At 67.2% G+C, this 16609-nt stretch carries 12 protein-coding genes and 1 pseudogene; 6 read left to right on the top strand and 7 right to left on the bottom strand.

The annotated features are described in order from the left end of the window. Window positions 1-132, top strand: a pseudogene (locus tag M8859_RS35480) (IS481 family transposase); the annotation flags it as partial. Here M8859_RS35480 and M8859_RS35485 read toward each other — a convergent pair. The 4 genes from M8859_RS35485 to acsA all read right to left on the bottom strand — a co-directional run bounded on the left by M8859_RS35485 (window position 121) and on the right by acsA (window position 5182). Then, on the bottom strand, window positions 121-1398 hold the full coding sequence (locus M8859_RS35485) for a dihydrolipoamide acetyltransferase family protein (protein ID WP_249645580.1): 1278 nt from the start codon (window positions 1396-1398) through the stop codon (window positions 121-123). The pseudogene M8859_RS35480 and the gene M8859_RS35485 sit on opposite strands and share 12 nt — an antisense overlap. Beyond that, entirely contained in the window at window positions 1399-2367 is a 969-nt protein-coding gene (locus tag M8859_RS35490; RefSeq protein WP_249645581.1) for an alpha-ketoacid dehydrogenase subunit beta, read from the bottom strand. After that, entirely contained in the window at window positions 2364-3290 is a 927-nt protein-coding gene (pdhA, locus tag M8859_RS35495) for a pyruvate dehydrogenase (acetyl-transferring) E1 component subunit alpha (RefSeq protein ID WP_249645587.1), read from the bottom strand. The genes M8859_RS35490 and pdhA overlap by 4 nt, the downstream gene beginning before the upstream one ends. Before the next feature lie 77 nt (window positions 3291-3367). Continuing rightward, window positions 3368-5182, bottom strand: a complete 1815-nt coding sequence (gene acsA, locus M8859_RS35500; RefSeq protein ID WP_249645582.1) for an acetate--CoA ligase — start codon at window positions 5180-5182, stop codon at window positions 3368-3370. 167 nt (window positions 5183-5349) lie between these two features. Here acsA and M8859_RS35505 point away from each other — a divergent pair, with 167 nt between their 5' ends. The 4 genes from M8859_RS35505 (at window position 5350) to ppsA (ending at window position 12252) form a co-directional block, all read left to right on the top strand. After that, complete coding sequence (locus M8859_RS35505) at window positions 5350-6258, top strand: DUF302 domain-containing protein (protein ID WP_195071765.1); 909 nt, start codon at window positions 5350-5352, stop codon at window positions 6256-6258. Then, window positions 6255-8993, top strand: coding sequence for a cation-translocating P-type ATPase (locus M8859_RS35510; RefSeq protein ID WP_195071764.1), 2739 nt, complete (start codon window positions 6255-6257; stop codon window positions 8991-8993). The genes M8859_RS35505 and M8859_RS35510 overlap by 4 nt, the downstream gene beginning before the upstream one ends. A gap of 139 nt (window positions 8994-9132) precedes the next feature. Then, entirely contained in the window at window positions 9133-9687 is a 555-nt protein-coding gene (locus M8859_RS35515) for a flavodoxin domain-containing protein (protein ID WP_195071763.1), read from the top strand. Between the two features lie 258 nt (window positions 9688-9945). Beyond that, entirely contained in the window at window positions 9946-12252 is a 2307-nt protein-coding gene (ppsA, locus tag M8859_RS35520) for a phosphoenolpyruvate synthase (RefSeq protein ID WP_249645583.1), read from the top strand. A 275-nt stretch (window positions 12253-12527) separates the two neighbouring features. Here ppsA and M8859_RS35525 read toward each other — a convergent pair whose 3' ends face one another. The 3 genes from M8859_RS35525 to M8859_RS35535 form a co-directional block, all read right to left on the bottom strand. Further along, entirely contained in the window at window positions 12528-13424 is an 897-nt protein-coding gene (locus M8859_RS35525) for a universal stress protein (RefSeq protein WP_195072409.1), read from the bottom strand. Between the two features lie 277 nt (window positions 13425-13701). Continuing rightward, window positions 13702-14691: an Acg family FMN-binding oxidoreductase gene (locus M8859_RS35530; protein WP_249645584.1), complete on the bottom strand. Its 990-nt coding sequence runs from the start codon at window positions 14689-14691 to the stop codon at window positions 13702-13704. Window positions 14692-14701: 10 nt separating this feature from the next. Next, window positions 14702-15454, bottom strand: coding sequence for an SDR family NAD(P)-dependent oxidoreductase (locus M8859_RS35535; RefSeq protein WP_195072407.1), 753 nt, complete (start codon window positions 15452-15454; stop codon window positions 14702-14704). Window positions 15455-15781: 327 nt separating this feature from the next. Between M8859_RS35535 and M8859_RS35540 the strand changes: the two genes are divergently transcribed. Then, on the top strand, window positions 15782-16435 hold the full coding sequence (locus M8859_RS35540; protein WP_195072406.1) for a response regulator: 654 nt from the start codon (window positions 15782-15784) through the stop codon (window positions 16433-16435). Window positions 16436-16609 lie beyond the last annotated feature (174 nt).

Below are 16609 nucleotides of genomic sequence, written 5' to 3' on the forward strand. Positions count from 1 at the left end.
CAACGCACCGACGCACTCGGAATCTGGAACATCCACTACAACTACCATCGACCCCACACTGCCGCCGGAAACCGGCCCCCAGCCAGCCGCCTCCACACCGGCGTCACCAACGTCACGGCCTCATACACCTAACTCACCCAGGTTCGTCACCGTGATAGTCGCGGGAACGGCGTCCGCGGAACGCAGCCGGGCGGTGCGAGCACGGGCGACCACGCCACGCAGTGCGTCCATCATGGCCGGTGGAGCGAGTGCGCCGGCGTCCGGGATGGTGGGCACCATGATTCCGCCGCCCCGCAGCGACACCACAACGCCGAGATGCACGTCGGATGCCGGACGGAACTCGTCATCGAGCCAGTGTCCGTTGAGATCCGGCACCGCGCGCGCCGCCCGCGCCGTAGCACACAGCAGCAGAGCGGAGGACAGCATGCGCGCGGTGACGGGTGCGCGCCGGTTCGTGTCCTCCAGCCAGCGCAGTGCGGCGTCCATATCGATGGTGCTGGACAGGTAGTAGTGCGGTACCGTCCGCTTCGACCTGGTCATGGCCGCCGCGATCACCTTGCGTATTGCGACGGGATCATGTTGCGCTGCTTCGGCAGTGCGCTCACGTGTCTGTCCAGCGGGCGGTGCGGGCGCGGATTCCGCTGCGGGAGAGGCAGTTCCGGGGCCGACTCCGGCGGTTCGTACATCGCGAGCGCGCACTGCACCGGCCGGGCCGGTGCCCGAGACGTTCGCCAGATCGACTCCTGATCCGGAGGCCAGCCGACGCGCGTAGCCGGACGCCCGCGCCACCTCGGTTCGTAGCGACGGACCTTCGGGTGCGTCGAATCCCTCCTGAGGCTTCGTTCGCTCCTGGAGCGGCATCTGCTCGTCGAGACCGGCGGCAACATGTTGCGGCGTCGCGCGCTCACCGGCGGAGATGACAGCCTCCACATCCGCGCGCACGATCCGCCCACCTGGCCCCGACCCGTGCAGTGTCGCCAGATCGATGCCCGCCTCCTGTGCCAGTCGCCGGATCAGCGGTGTGGCACGAGAACCGTCTTCCTGTGCGCCATCCGGACCAAGTGCCTGCTCACCGTGGGCCGGTTGCACCGGTTCGGTCCCCGGCTGTGTGTTCGCGGCCGGTACAGCGGTTCGGGCCCCGCCGGCCTCGCCGGGCTGGCGCATTGCGGGTTCTATCGTGGCCAGCGGGGTGCCCACCGGCACCGTCTTTACTTCCGGTACCAGGATCGTCCCGACGACGCCGTCATCGAAGCATTCGATCTCGATCGCGGCCTTGGTGGTGTCCACCTCCGCAACCACGTCTCCCTTGTGCACCACATCTCCTGGATGTACGAGCCAGTGCAGCAGTGTGCCCTCGACCATGTCGGCGCCCAGCGAGGGCATCTGGAACTCGGTCACTCAGCTCACCGCCGTCCGCGCCGCGTCGACGACAGCCTCCACCCGCGGCAGCGCCGCCTCCTCCAGCTGCCGCGCATACGGAATCGGCACCTCTGCGGTACAGACCCGCGCGATCGGGGCGTCGAGGTCGAAATAAGCGTATTCGGCTGCGCGGGCGGCTATTTCCGCCGCAATACCGACACTGCGCCAGCACTCGTCGACGATCACCAGGCGATGTGTGCGCGCCACCGAGTCGAGCACCGTGGTTTGATCCAGTGGCCGCAAACTGCGCAGATCAATCACTTCCGCGGAAACTCCTTCGCCGGCGAGCAGTTCGGCGGCTGACTCGGCGATCGACAGAGTCCCGCCGAACGCGACGACAGTGACATCGGTCCCCGCCCGCCGCAGCGCCGCATGGTCGATGTCCACCGGCTCCGCGTCCGGAGGCAACTCGCCCTCGCTGTTGTACAACGCGATCGGTTCGAAGATCACGACCGGGTCCGGATCCTGCAGCGCGGTCCACAGCATCCCGCGAGCGTCCGGCACGGTGGCCGGTGAAACCACGCGAAGTCCCGGGATGTGCGCGTAAAAGGCTTCCAGGCTGTGCGAATGCTGGGCAGCCAATTGACGGCCAGCGCCCGTCGCCATCCGGATCACCAAGGGCACGCCGAGCTGACCACCCGACATGTGCCGCAACGTCGCGGCGTTGTTGAGGATCTGGTCCAGCGCGAGCAAGCTGAAATTGCCGGTCATGATCTCGACGATCGGCCGCATACCACCCAACGCCGCGCCGATGCCCGCGCCGACGAACGCGGATTCGCTCAAGGGAGTGTCGCGGATCCGGTTCGGTCCATACTCCTCGAGCAAGCCGCGACTGACCCCGAAGCAGCCGCCGTAGGCGCCGACGTCCTCCCCCATCAGGAAGGTGCGGTCATCGCGATCCAGCGCTTCTCGCAGCGCTTCGCGCACCGCCTCGCGGTAGGTGATCATGGTCGCTCCGCGTACACGTGCCGGGTCAGGTCGGCAACCTCCTCCAGCGGCCCCTCCTCGGCCTCGGCGATCGCGTCGTCCAACTCGGCGTCGACCTCGGCCTGAAGGGCGGAGAGGGCCTGCTCGTCGAGCGCTCCCGACGCCTGCAATTCGGCGGACAGACGCGGGATCGGATCGCGTTTCTTCCACAGCTCGATCTCAGCTTTGTCCCGGTAGCGATCGGCGTCGTAGAGCGAGTGGGCGCGGAACCGATAGGTTCGCAATTCCAGGAAGCAGGGTCCGCTGCCCCCGCGAATGGATTCCACCGCCCGTCGGGTGGCCGCCGCGACTGCCTCGGGGTCCATGCCGTCGACGGGCCAGGCAGCCAAACCGTAGCTGGAGGCGCGCAGCGCCAGATCGGTGACCGCGTGCTCACGGTGCAGCGCAGTCCCCATCGCGCAACGGTTTTTCTCACATGCGAACAGGACTGGAAGCCGCCACAGTGCGGCCAGGTTCAAGCATTCGTGAAACTCGCCCTCGGCCGCGGCGCCGTCACCGAACAGGCACACTGTCACCCCTGGACGGTTTCGCATGGCATCGGCCAGGGCCAGCCCGACCGCTAGCGGCAGCCCACCAGCGACGATCGCGTTGCCGCCGAAGAAGCGCCGTCCGGCATCGAACAGATGCATGGAGCCGCCGCGACCGCCGCTGCACCCGGACACCCGTCCGAACATCTCGGACATCAATGCCGCCATCGGAATGCCGCGAGCGAGTGCGTGCCCGTGTTCCCGATAAGTGGACACCACCGCGTCCTCGGCGCCGATCTGCCGCAGCAGACCGGCCGCGACAGCTTCCTCGCCCACGTACAAGTGCAGGAAACCTTGGATCTTCTCGGCGCTGTAGAGCTGCACGCAGCGCTCCTCGAATCGCCGGATGCGGATCATCTGCCGCAGCAATTCGATCCGTTCCGCGGCAGCCAAAGGCAGGCGGTCGCCGAGATGATCCGGCAGCTCGATGGTGGTCACGGCGTGCCCTCCAAAGTCGACACGTCGCCCTCGGGCAATCCTTGTTCGCGGGCCTTCAGCAGTCGGCGCATCACCTTTCCGCTGCGGGTGTGTGGCAGGCTCTCGGCAAAGGAGATCTCCTTGGGTGCCACCGCGCCCAGTGCCCGACGGCCGAACGCGAGCAGCTCGGCCCGCAGCGCTTCGGAGGCGACGTAGTGCGGCCGCAACAGCACGAATGCCTTCACCAGCTCTCCGGCCACGGGATCGGGAGTGCCGATCACGCCCACCTCGGCGACCGCGGGGTGTGTCATCAGCGCACTCTCGACCTCGAACGGTCCGACCAGATGCCCTGCCGACTTGATCACGTCGTCTGCTCGGCCGACGAACCAGTAGTAGCCGTCGGCGTCACGGCGGGCGAGGTCGCCGGACAGATACCAGCCGTCGGCGAATGCCCTTGCGTACCTTTCGGGTTGACCCCAGTAGTCGCGGAACATCGACGGCCATCCCGCCCGTAGCGCGAGTTCACCGATCTCGCCGGTTTCGGCATACTGAACGTCCCCGTCTGTGATCACCGCCCGGTCGTCCGGTCCGCGGCGTAGAATCGTGGCCTCGATTCCGGGCAGCGGCTGTCCCATAGAGCCTGGTCGCACTTGCTCGGACGCGAAGTTGGCAATCATGATGGCGCCGGTCTCGGTCTGCCACCAGTTGTCGTGCACCGGCTTGCCCAGGACCTGTTGGCCCCACACGACGACCTCCGGGTTCAGCGGCTCACCGACACTGGCGACAAACCGCAGGCGGGAAAGATCGGTGCCGGGCGGCAGCGCGTCTCCGCGGCGCATGAGCATGCGCAGTGCGGTGGGCGCGGTGTACCAAACCGAAACTTCTTCCCTGGAGAGGACGGCGTACCAGTGCAGGGCGTCGAAGTCTGCTTCGTCGGTGATCACGGTGGCGCCCAGGCTCAACGGCGCGATCACCCCGTAGGACATGCCGGTTACCCACCCCGGATCCGCTGTACACCAGAATACGTCTCGGGGCCGCAGATCCAGCGCGTAGCGTGCCGTGATCCGGTGCGCGAGGACCGCACCGTGTACATGTACCGCACCTTTCGGTTTTCCGGTGGTCCCGCTGGTGAAATGCAGTAGCGCGGCGTCATCGGGGCGAGTTCGCACGATCGGGAATTCGGCGTCGACGGCCACCATGGCCAGCGCCAAGTCGATGACGTCACCTTCCGGCTCGCCATCCGGTTGCGCGTCGGTGATCAGTACGTGCCGTAGAGCCGGCAGCCCGTCCCGGATAGGCGCGACTTTGCGCCGGTAGAGGCCGGTCGTCGTGACCAGGGTCGTAGCCTGGGAGATATCGAGGCGTTGCCGTATCGGCTCCGGTCCGAAAGCGGAGAACAGGGGCGACACGACGCAACCGGCCTTCCACGCACCCAGGGCCGCGACGTACAGTTCGGGGGTGCGGCCCAGCAAGATGCACACCCGTTCGCCCGGGCCCACACCCAGACCGTGCAGCATGGCAGCGAATCGATTGCTCAAATCCGCCAGGTCGGCATAGGTCAAGGTGGAGCGTTCACCGGTCGCGCGCAGCGAGCGCAAGGCGGTGGCGTTGGCCAGGGACGTGCCCAGGTGACGGTCTACCGCCTCGTAGGCAATGTTCACTCCCCCACCTGGTAGTCCCGCCAAATCTGATTGCGCCGCCGCCCAGTCGAATACTCGGTAGGACATCCGATAATCGTTCAGATTCGCGTCGACCCGTTCGATCGGAGACTTCTCGATCGGCTTCCAATGCGTCGGCTCGTACTTGGATGCGTCGTGGCTCACAGTCTTCATTTCGGCCTCCGTGATCCAGTCAACGATGGGTGTGCACTTCTCCGGCAGGGCGTAAAGACCTTCCCTGGTGGTGACCTCCGTCGTTTCCGGCGTCGATGGCGGTAGGACCCCCAGAGCGGGACTTTCGCCCCTGTGCGGCGGAAGCCTGGCGGAGGGACGCTCATCGCATGACGCGAACCGAGGAGGCTGCGATGGAATACCAGGTGGCCCTGATCGAGTCGGCACCGGAGGTAGTGCTGCGGGTGCCCCGCGAAATCCGTCCGAACCCGAATCTGCTCGGCGCGGACATCGCCGAGGGAATGCGGGAGGTGACCCGGATCGTGCAGAGTGCGGGATTGACTGCCAGCGGCGCGCCGACGATCACGTTCTCCCAGGATCTGCCTATCGACGAGGCGATCGCGGTGGAATTCGGCGTCCCGGTGGAACCTGCGCCCACCCTCGGGCCAAGCTCCGGCGCCCAGGTGATCCTCCTGCCCGGCACCCTGGTCGCCCGCACCTGCCATCGTGGCAGCTACCGCGACCTCGGCGCGGCCTATCAGGCGCTACGACAGTGGTTGCGCGACGCGAATTATCAGCCGATCGGTCCACCCACCGAGGCGTATCTGATCGGCCCGGACGAGGTCTCGGATGCTCGGCGACTGCTGACCGAGATCCGATTGCCGGTCGCTCCTGCCACGACCATCGAGGCCAACCTCGACGCGCCGTTCGACATCGCCGTCGAACGCACCAGGGAGGCGCTGCAGCGCCACGGGCTCATCGTGACCGCCGAAGTGGACATGCAGGCAACACTGCGCGAGACGATCGGCGAGCGCATCGAGAACTACCTGGTTCTGGACGTTTGCGATCCTCGGCTGACCTTCCGCGCGCTGACCGCCGACCGGCAGTCCGGCCTGGTGACCTCGTGCCGTGTGGTGGTGCGCTCGCTCGACGACGGCACCGTGGTCGAGGCCATCGATCCCGATGTGCTGGCTCCCGTCACCGCGGGATGGGAGCTACCCCCGGTCGCCGGTGACGTACGGCGGCGGCTCCTGGGCGCCTTGGACAGCCTCCGAGACGCGGCGCCGGCATCCACGTGACCGACCTGGTCGAGCCGGAATCGGATCTGAGGATCGATCCCACCGAGCGGATCGATCTGCTGCTACGCGATCTGCGCGGCAGCCGCTCCGGACTCACCGCTCGCGAGGCCGAACGGCGTCTTGTCCATTATGGACCGAACATGCTGCGGCGACGAGGCCGGCGGAGCTGGCAACGGGATCTGGCTCGCCAGCTCACCCACCCGCTGGCGCTGTTGCTGTGGGCCGCGGCCGGTCTCGCCGGGGTGGTCGGCATCGTCCCGGTCGCGATCGCGATCGTCGTCGTCATCGTGATCAACGCGGCGTTTGCGTTCGCCCAGGAACGGCACGCCGAGCAGGCGGTGGAGGCACTGGCCGCCTATCTGCCGATACGAGCGCAAGTCGTGCGTGACAGCCAGGTCACCGAGGTCGAGGCGACCGGTGTCGTGCCAGGAGATGTCCTTGTCATCGCCGAAGGCGACCGAATCTGCGCGGACGCGCGCCTGCTCACCGGCGGTGTCGAGGTGGATCTGTCGGAACTGACCGGGGAGTCGATGCCGGTCTACCGAAGCGCCGACGCTGTCGATGCCGGGGTGCCGCTGGCGCAGGCCCGCGAACTGGTCTTCAGCGGCACCTCCTGCACCGAGGGCGAGGCACGCGGCATCGTTTTCGCCACCGGAATGCACACCGAACTCGGCCGCATCGCCGCGCTGTCGGAACGAGTCGAGCGAGACGAGAGTCCCCTCGAACACCAAGTGCGCCGCGTCGCCTGGCTGATCGCGTTGATCTCCGTTCTGCTCGCGGCGGCGTTCATCCCGCTGGCGATGCTCGGGGCTGGGCTGTCCCCGATCAACTCCGTGATCTTCGCGATCGCTCTGCTGGTGAGCAACGTCCCGGAAGGGCTGCTGCCGGTGATCACACTGGCGCTGGCGATCGGGGTGCGGGAGCTGGCGCGCCGCGGCGCCGTGGTCAAACGTCTCAGCGCCGTGGAGACCCTCGGTTCCACCGATGTGATCTGCACCGACAAGACCGGCACCCTCACCGAGAACCGCATGCGGGTTGTCACGATCGATACCACCACTGGAACTCACGACCCTTATGCCGCACCCGGAAAGCGCGATCCCACCCTGGCCGACCTCGCCAAAGCGATCGTCGCTTGCAACAATGCGCGTCTCGCCGACGACACCGGGCCCGCCGTCGGCGACCCCACCGAGCTGGCACTGCTCGAGGCGGCCTCAGTTCTCGGGGAGCAGGTCCGGCCCGAGGAGCGGGAGCGATTCCGACAGCGTCTGTTCCACTTCGACCCGGTACACAAACGGATGTCGACTCTCGATTCCGACGAGACCGGTCGGCTGCACGTGCACACCAAAGGAGCGCCGGAATCGCTGCTGCCACTGTGCACCGCCGAACTCGGCATCGAGGGAGGCATCCGCCCTCTGCATCCGCACCGCCGCGAGCAGCTCACCGAACTCGTCGACGCCCGCGCCCGCCGAGGTCTGCGGATGCTGGCTGTCGCCGCGCGCGACCTCGCCGGTTCCGCAGCGCCACTGAACCGGCAGCAAGCGGAAAAGGATCTGGTCCTGCTCGGCTTGGTAGCGATGGAGGACCCGCCGCGGCCCGAGATTGCCGAGGCGGTGCAGCTGTGCCACGGCGCGGGTATCCGCATCATCGTCATCACCGGCGATCACGGGCTGACCGCGGCGGCCGTCGCCGGCCAGATCGGTATAACGCGCGGTACGCCAACCGTGATCACCGGTACGGAATTGGAACGGATGAGCGAGGACGAACTCGACGAACTGCTGGCGGGGCAGGCCGAACTCATCTTCGCTCGCTCGTCCCCTGAGGCCAAACTGCGCATCGCCGACGCACTACGCGCCGCTGGACACGTCGTGGCCATGACAGGTGACGGCGTCAACGACGCACCAGCCCTGCGGCGCGCCGACATCGGTGTCGCGATGGGCCGCTCGGGCACCGACGTGGCCCGTGAGGCCGCCACCATGGTGCTCACCGACGACAACTTCGCCACCATCACCTCGGCCATCCAGGCCGGTAGGCGGGTCTACGACAACATCCGGAAGTTCATCTGCTACATCTTCGCTCACACCACCCCTGAGGTGACGCCGCTACTGGTGTTCGCACTCTCCGGCGGAGCGGTCCCACTGCCGCTGACCGTGATGCAGCTACTGGCGTTCGACGTCGGCACCGAGACGCTGCCTGCGTTGGCGCTCGGACGGGAAGCGGCCGAGCCCGGTCTGATGCAACGGCCGCCCCGCAAACGCAGCGAGTCGGTGATCCGCACGCCCATGCTGCTACGCGCCTGGCTGTTCCTCGGAGTAATCGCCGCGGTCCTGGCCATGGCAGGGTTCTTCTTCGTGCTGCTGCAGGGTGGCTGGCACCTGGGCGACCCCACCGGTCCCGGCACGCCGCTGCACCATACCTACCAGCAGGCGACCACAATGACCTTCTTCGGTATGGTCGCCGGCCAGATCGGCACCGCGTTCGCCGCACGAACCGACCGTGCCTCACTCCGCTCGATCGGCGTCCTGTCCAATCCCTTGCTGTTGTGGGGTATCGCCTTCGAACTCGCCCTCGCCGCGATCATCATCTACGTCCCGGTGATGCAGAGCCTGCTCGGGACAGCCGCGCTGACGCCCGCCATGCTCGCGTTCACATTGCCGTACCCGTTCATCGTGTGGGGCGCCGACGAACTGCGGCGCTGGCTGCTGCGCCGCCGCGCGGCCGTGCCGAATCACGCGTGAGCATTCGCCTGCACGAGGGGTCCGCATTCTTCCGGCCCGGCTCGGCACGGGACTGCCGCCAATCGCTGTGACCATGGTCCCCACGGCCCGGGCACGAGGCCTCTCACCGAGCCGGAACTACACGAGGAGGCTTTTCGACATGGACCAGGACAAACACCGCATCGCGGTCGTCTACGCGACCGAACAGGGATCGACCCGTGACATCGCCGAATTCATCAGCACCGAGCTGTCGGGTCGCGACACGATCGTCGAACTGGCCGATATCGACCACGCGCCCGATCTGTCCCGATTCGACACCCTCGTGCTGGGCAGCGCAGTACACAACATGAAGTTCCTGCCTTCCGCCGCCGACTACGTGCACGCCCACCACGACGAATTGGCGCAACGGGACGTATGGCTCTTCAGCGTGGGGCTCGCCCCGGCACTGCGCGGCCCGATCGGCCGCCGCCTCGGCCGGATCGTCCCGAGGAAAATCGCCGCTCTGCGCGATTCGATCCAGGCGCACGACTACCGGGCGTTCGCCGGACGGTACGACAGTGACGGCATTTCACTGCGGACTCGACTCCTTTACCGGCTATTGGGCAAAGGACGCTACGGGGACCTGCGTGACTGGGCAGCGGTCCGTTCGTGGGCGGACACCATCGCCCGAAGTCTGCGGCTGCCACCAGCCCGCTCCACCACGGTCCAGCCGTGAGAGGCGCACACCATGAGCCATCACCGCGACCCCGTCGCGCCGGCAGCCCCCACCGCATGCGATTGGCTGCGCACCATCGCCGATGGACGTGCCACCGAGCAGCGGGGCCTTCCGCTCCCAGGCGGGAACCGCTGACCGGGTTCGCGGGCAGGGCCCAACGGGACGAACCAGGGGACCTTCGGCCGTGGTGAATGCCGGCGGTACTGAGCGAGGCTGACAACAGACGCGACGTTCGAAGTACGACCGATCGGAGCCGTTATGGGCGATTACGTGGCCGACCTCGGTGACCTGCGGCTGGCCGATGCCGACCGTGCCGGAGGCAAGGGGGCGAATCTCGGTGAGCTGGTGGCGGCGCACCTGCCTGTGCCACCCGGGTACGCGATTCTCAAATCATGTTACGAGGAAGTGATCATCCACGGCCCGCACGGCGCCGAACTCGACACACTGCATGCCGAGGCGCTTCAGGCCGCGTCCGCGGGCGCTAACTCGGACGAACCGCGACTGGACGAGCTGTGCATCCGTATGCGAAAGCTCGTGCACCAGACACCGATGGCGGCAGGAGTGCACGACGCCGTGCTGGCCGCCTACCACCGGCTGGGCGATTCGGTTCCGGTCGCGGTGCGCTCGTCGGCGATCGGCGAGGACAGCGCGACCGCATCCTTCGCGGGAATGAATCTGTCGCGGACCAACATCCGCGGCGATGACCGATTGATGGATGCCATCGTCGACTGCTGGGCATCGCTGTTCACGCCCCGGGTACTCACCTATCGCGCCCGCCGCGAAATGTACGAACGCCCCGACATCGCGGTAGTGGTGCAGCGCATGGTGGCGGCCCGCAGGGCGGGCGTGGCATTCACCGCCGATCCGGCTACCGGCCGCAGGGATCGTGTGGTCGTCGAGGCGGCTCGTGGCCAAGGCGAGGTCGTTGTTTCCGGAGCCACCGAACCCGATACCTACATGCTCGACGCCAAGGGGCCCACGCTGATCGCCGCGCGTGCGGGCCATCAAAGCTTCGCCATCGTGTCCGGGCCCGACGGCGACCAGCGAATCGAGTTGAGCGACGACGAGGCGGCCGCTCAGGTACTCAGCGAGGACGAAGCGGTGTCGGTGGCCCGGACGGCTTTGCAGGTCCAGCAGCTGCACGGCGGCCGACCGCAAGACGTCGAATGGGCATTCGACGACCACCAGTTATGGCTGGTGCAGGCCCGGCCCATCACCACGCTCGCCGGGCATACCACTGCAAAACCTCCGATACGCGAGCCTGCCCAGGCCCAGGTACTGCTGCGAGGTCTCGCGGCCGCCCCGGGCCGGGCCAGCGGCACCGTGCGCATCTTGCGTTCACCGGCGGAGGGCTCGGCACTGCGCGCCGGCGAAGTGCTCGTCGCGGCCATGACCAACCCAGACTGGTTGCCTACCATCTCGCGAGCTTCGGCCCTGGTCACCGACAGTGGCGGGATGACTTGTCATGCCGCGATCGTCGCGCGCGAGCTCGGTGTGCCGTGCGTGGTCGGCACTCGCACGGCGACCACGACCCTCACCGAGGGCGCGGTCGTCACGGTCGACGGATCCGCCGGCCAGATCCAGGCCGGGCGATCGGGACCGGCGCGGGCCGAACCTCGTCCGACGGCGCCGATCGCCGCTGTGGAATCGACCGCGACGCGCATCTATGTCAACCTTGCGCTCCCGGAGGCCGCCGAACGTGTCGCGGCTACCGAGGTCGACGGAGTCGGATTGCTGCGAGCGGAGACGCTGATCACGCAGGCGCTCGAGGGACGCCATCCCAGGGACCTGATCGCCCGCGGCGAGCAGGACGTCTTCATCGAGCGACTGTCCCAGTCTCTGCAGCGAATCGCGACGGCGTTTGCCCCGCGGCCGGTCATCTACCGGGCGACCGATCTGCGCAGCAACGAATTTCGTGATCTCACCGGCGGTACACGGTACGAACCGGATGAACGCAATCCGATGATCGGTTACCGCGGCTGCTACCGCTACATCCGCGAACCCGAGGTATTCGCCCTGGAGCTCGAAGCTTTGGCTCTGGTCCGAGAGCGAACCCAGAACCTGCACTTGATGATTCCGTTCGTTCGCACCCGGTGGGAGCTGGAAGCCTGCCTGGACCTGGTCGAGATGAGCCCGCTCGGCAGCCAGCGTGGACTGCATCGCTGGGTGATGGCGGAGGTCCCCTCGGTGGTGCACTGGCTGCCCGAATACGTGGGACTCGGCATCGACGGCGTCTCCATCGGCAGCAACGATCTCACCCAGCTGATGCTCGGCGTCGACCGCGACTCCACTACGTGCGCTGAACTGTTCGACGAGTCCGATCCGGCAGTGCTCGACGCGATCGGGAAAATCGTGGCGACGGCGCGACGGCTACGGATCACGTCTTCGCTGTGCGGACAGGCGCCCTCGACGCGGCCCGAATTCGCCGAATACCTTGTCCGGATGGGCATCACATCGATCTCGGTGACGCCGGACGCCGTGCCGGCGGCCCGTCGCGCGATCGCCGCCGCCGAGCGGCGAGTGCTACTCGAGCAGGCGCTCTCCTCGGATGACGGTGCTCGCTGAAACTAAAAAGCCCTCCGGAGACGCCGGTCTTCGGACGACCTGCACGGGCGGTTGGACGCGAGTTGCGACAGGACCTCGGCATGCCGTCATGCCACTCGAACACCACCTGGACGGCGCAAGGCAGCGGCTGACCCCGGAAACGCTGTCCTTACCGAGCCCCAATGGCGGGTCGAAAGGCGCGAGACGCAGGCGTTCGTGCTCAGCCGCGACATCCACTGTCGCAATTCACGACCTGCGCCGAACGAGAACTGTGTGGTAGGCCGGTTTGAACGCGCTCACCGCTCACGCACGACGATGATGGGGCACTCCACCGAATGCAGCAACGCGGCACTGGTGGAACCGAGCAGCATGCCGGCGAAGCCACCGCGGCCGTGGCTGCCCACCACCAGGAGCTGTACGTCTTCGGACTGATCGAGCAGCGAGCGAACCGGCCGGTCTCGCACCAGTACGCGCCGCACCGAGACATCCGGGTAGCGTTCACCGAATCCGGCCAGATTCTCCGCGAGCAACGCGTCCTCTCGCTCTCGCACGGCATCCCATCCTGGCACGAGGTCGATGCCGCTCGCATCGCTCCATGCGTGCAACGCGACCAGTCCGACCTTGCGTCGCGAGGCTTCCTCCAAGGCGACTTCGATCGCGGGCACGCTGGTGGTGGTGCCGTCCACCCCGACGAGAACCGGTTTATCAAAGGAGACGACATCGGGTGCCGAACCCGGGCGCAGGACCGCGACCGGGCAATGCGCGTGGCGGGTGACCGCCATGCTCACCGAGCCGAGCAGCTCACGGCGGACCGCTCCGAGCCCGCGGCTGCCGACAACCAGCATTCTGGCGTGCCTGGACCTGTCCAGCAGGTCCGGGATGATCGGTTCGAGAGTCAACTCGGTGCTGATGGCCAACGCCTCGCCCGCCGCGGCCGCCCTGGCCACCCGAGCGGCCTCGGTCAGCACCCGTTCCCCGTCCTTGCGCAGCCACTGCACATCGGCTTCGGTCAGCATGGCACCGGCACCGTAGCCGGGCTGAATGGCGACGGAGGTCACTATATGCAGCCGGCACCGATGCAACGCGGCGTCCGCGGCTGCCCACGCCGCAGCGTGGTATGAGGTCGCGGATCCGTCGACGGCGACCACGATCAGATCGGTCTGCCCAGTGCGTGCAGTCGAGTTCTCGGTCATCGCGTTCTCCTCGGTCCCGAATCGTTTCTTCTGTGTCCTTGCCGATGGGTCGGCTCGTCCGGCGCCATTCGGCCATCCAGCGAGCGCTGTGAATCGCTTCGTCGACCGGTTTACCGCCGCGACCTGCGCCGATTCGTCCACCGTCGTCGCCGCTCTGGCGATTGTCGAGGGGGTTCTGCGCCCGGATCAGCGGATTCTGCTCCGCGGCCGCGATCGCCACAGGCGAACCGCGGGCTACGGACACTGTGCCCTCGAGATCACCTCTCCGTGCGCACCATCACGAACCCGACGGGTCCAGGGGCTGAACCACCTCGTCGAGCGGGCGACGCGGAGTGGCGGGAATCGGATCGGCACTCGGGATCGCGTAACCGATCCGAACGACGATCTGCGGATATCCGGTATCGTCCAGCACGTTCGCGCGGATGCGTTTCCTGGTGCCGGCCAACTCCATCGGCTCGCTCAGCGGACACGTCGCCAAACCGAGTGTCGTGGCGGTCAACAGCACCGCACTCGCCGCTTCACCAGCGCGCAACCGGGACAATCGGTCGTCACTGCTGGTGCTCAGCAGCAGCATCCGGTCAGCGGCGTCGACATCGCGCACCACCGCCTGCGGCAATCCCGGATTCGAGAACGGACGCACCGTCGGATCGGCGCCGGCCAGCACCGCGTTGCGCGCCGGGACCCCCTGCGGCGCCGCGTGCCTGCCACTCCACTGCGCGAGTTCGGCGCCGTAGGCGAGGTCACGGGCATGTTCCCACGCTGCCTGTTCGAATGCCCGCAGCAATTGGGTCCGCGCCGGTTCTTCATTGATGTCGCGCACGAGCACCCCGGTCGCCTCCCCTGCGGCGATGATGGCCTCGATGTGCGCGGCCGGCACCTCCCAGGAGCTGTAGCGACGGCGATCGGTGCTGCGGCTGCTGATCGCGCGCGCCAACTCGACATCCTCGGCCGTGAATGCGGCGGGATGGAACTCGACGGACGCGAGATGCTCAGGCGCGGCCGGATCCGGCAGCCGATGGATCGTCGTCTCCCAACCCTCCGCGCGGGCCGCGACCCGCAGATGATGCAACACCGCACCACAACTCAACAGCAGGTCGCAACCCCCCGGGTCGGTGTGCGGCAGCCTCCGACTCTCGTCGGCATACAGATGCACGGTCTCGTGCCCGAGCCGCCAAAGCCATGGCTGGGTGTTGTGCACCGACGGCGCTCGCGCCGCGAGCGCCAACACGGATCGCAGCGTCTCGAGATCGGGATGTGTTTTCGGCATCGCTAGCCTCTCATCGGGTTTCGTCCGGCAGGCCCAGGACCTGACCGGCGGTGGCACCACCGTCGAGCACGAACTCCGAGCCAGTCGAATACGTGGCCTCGGTGACCAGGAATCGCACCATCGCCGCGACCTCGTCCGGCTCACCGAAGCGAGCCAGCGGCTGATTCGCGGCCACAGACTCGTCCATGGCCCCGGTCATCGGCGTGTGGATGGGACCGGGATGTATCGAACACACACGAACGTTCGCGCGCCCCAATTCCAGAGCGGCGGCCTTGGTCAGACCCCGCAAACCCCACTTGCTCGCGACATACGCGCCGATACCCGCGTACCCGATCAGCCCAGCAGTCGAAGAGATATTGACGATCACCCCGCCGCCCGCGGCCCGCAACCGCGGCGCCGCCAGATGCATACCAAGCCAGGCGCCGTAGAGGTTCACGTCCACGACGTGCCGGAACATCACCGGAGATTCAGTCTCGACGCCCCCGAAATCGATAATGCCCGCATTGTTGACCAACACCGCCAGGGGACCGAACTCCGCCTCCGCGTCGTCCAGGACCGCGCGCCACGCGCCCTCGTCGGTCACATCCAGCCGACGGAAGATCACACCCGAACCGAGCGACTCCGCCAACGCGCTGCCCTCGTGTTCGAGCAGATCGCCGATGACGACGGAAATGTTCTCCTTCGCCAGGGCGGATACGACGGCGGCGCCGATGCCGCGTGCACCGCCGGTGACGACCGCGCTTCTGCCTTCGAGTCCGGCCATGGCGATCAAGATCCTTTCAGCTGGCTGTGCCCACTTGTTTTCGAACTCAGCATCGCGCGAACCAACAGGCATCCGTGACGGCCGAAGGTCACCGATTACCGGGCCCTCTGGCCACGATCGGCCCCGCGTCGACCGCCGGTCCGCCGCACGCCGATCCGACGAGCCGGGCATCGACCCGAGGCATGGACAAAGACCGGATCGAGGCTTCGCAAGGACCACGGCGAGTGTGGACGAAGGGTCGCCTCCAAGGGACTTTGGTCGGTACCCAGCGGCCTGCCGGATGCGTAGTGTCGACCGCGCAACTGCTCCCCTGGATTGGACACCACCATGATCACGGTGTTTCTGGTCGACGACCACGAAATCGTCCGTCGCGGTCTCGTGGACCTGCTCTCCGACGACCCGGAGCTGTCCGTCGTCGGCGAGGCCGGCGATGTCGCCCAAGCCCTCGCCCGGATTCCGGCGCTGCGGCCGGACGTCGCCGTACTGGACGTCCGCCTGCCCGACGGCAACGGCATCGAACTGTGCCGCGATCTGCTCTCGAAACTCGACGATCTGCGCTGCCTGATCCTCACCTCGTTCACCGACGAGCAGGCCATGCTGGACGCCATTCTCGCCGGAGCCAGCGGCTACGTGGTCAAGGACATCAAGGGCATGGAGTTGGCGAAAGCGATCAAGGAGGTGGGCGCCGGGCGCTCCCTGCTCGACAACCGCGCCGCGGCCGCCCTTATGCAGCGGCTGCGCGCGAACACCGAGGACGGCTCGCTGGCCGCGCTCACCGAGCAGGAACGCAGACTGCTCGACCTGCTCGGCGAAGGACTGACCAACCGGCAGATCGCCCAGCGCATGTTCCTGGCCGAGAAGACGGTGAAGAACTACGTCTCCCGACTGCTGGCCAAGCTCGGCCTCGAACGGCGCACCCAGGCAGCCGTCTACGCCTCCAAACTCCGATCCCGGCCGTCCGGGTCCAGCGCCGGCTTCTGATCATCGTCAGACTTACCGGTCTCTGATAGCGCACCTCTCGACAACCGCGCTTGCCGAATAGATCGCTTCAACGCGAAGTACCGGCCGTCATCGAATGCTGATCCGGACGTGCCGGACATTTATCTAGCATAGGCTTGCAGCATGGCCGCCTGCCCTGGACAGCTTGGGACTCGG

It is taken from the genome of Nocardia sputi (assembly GCF_023501985.1).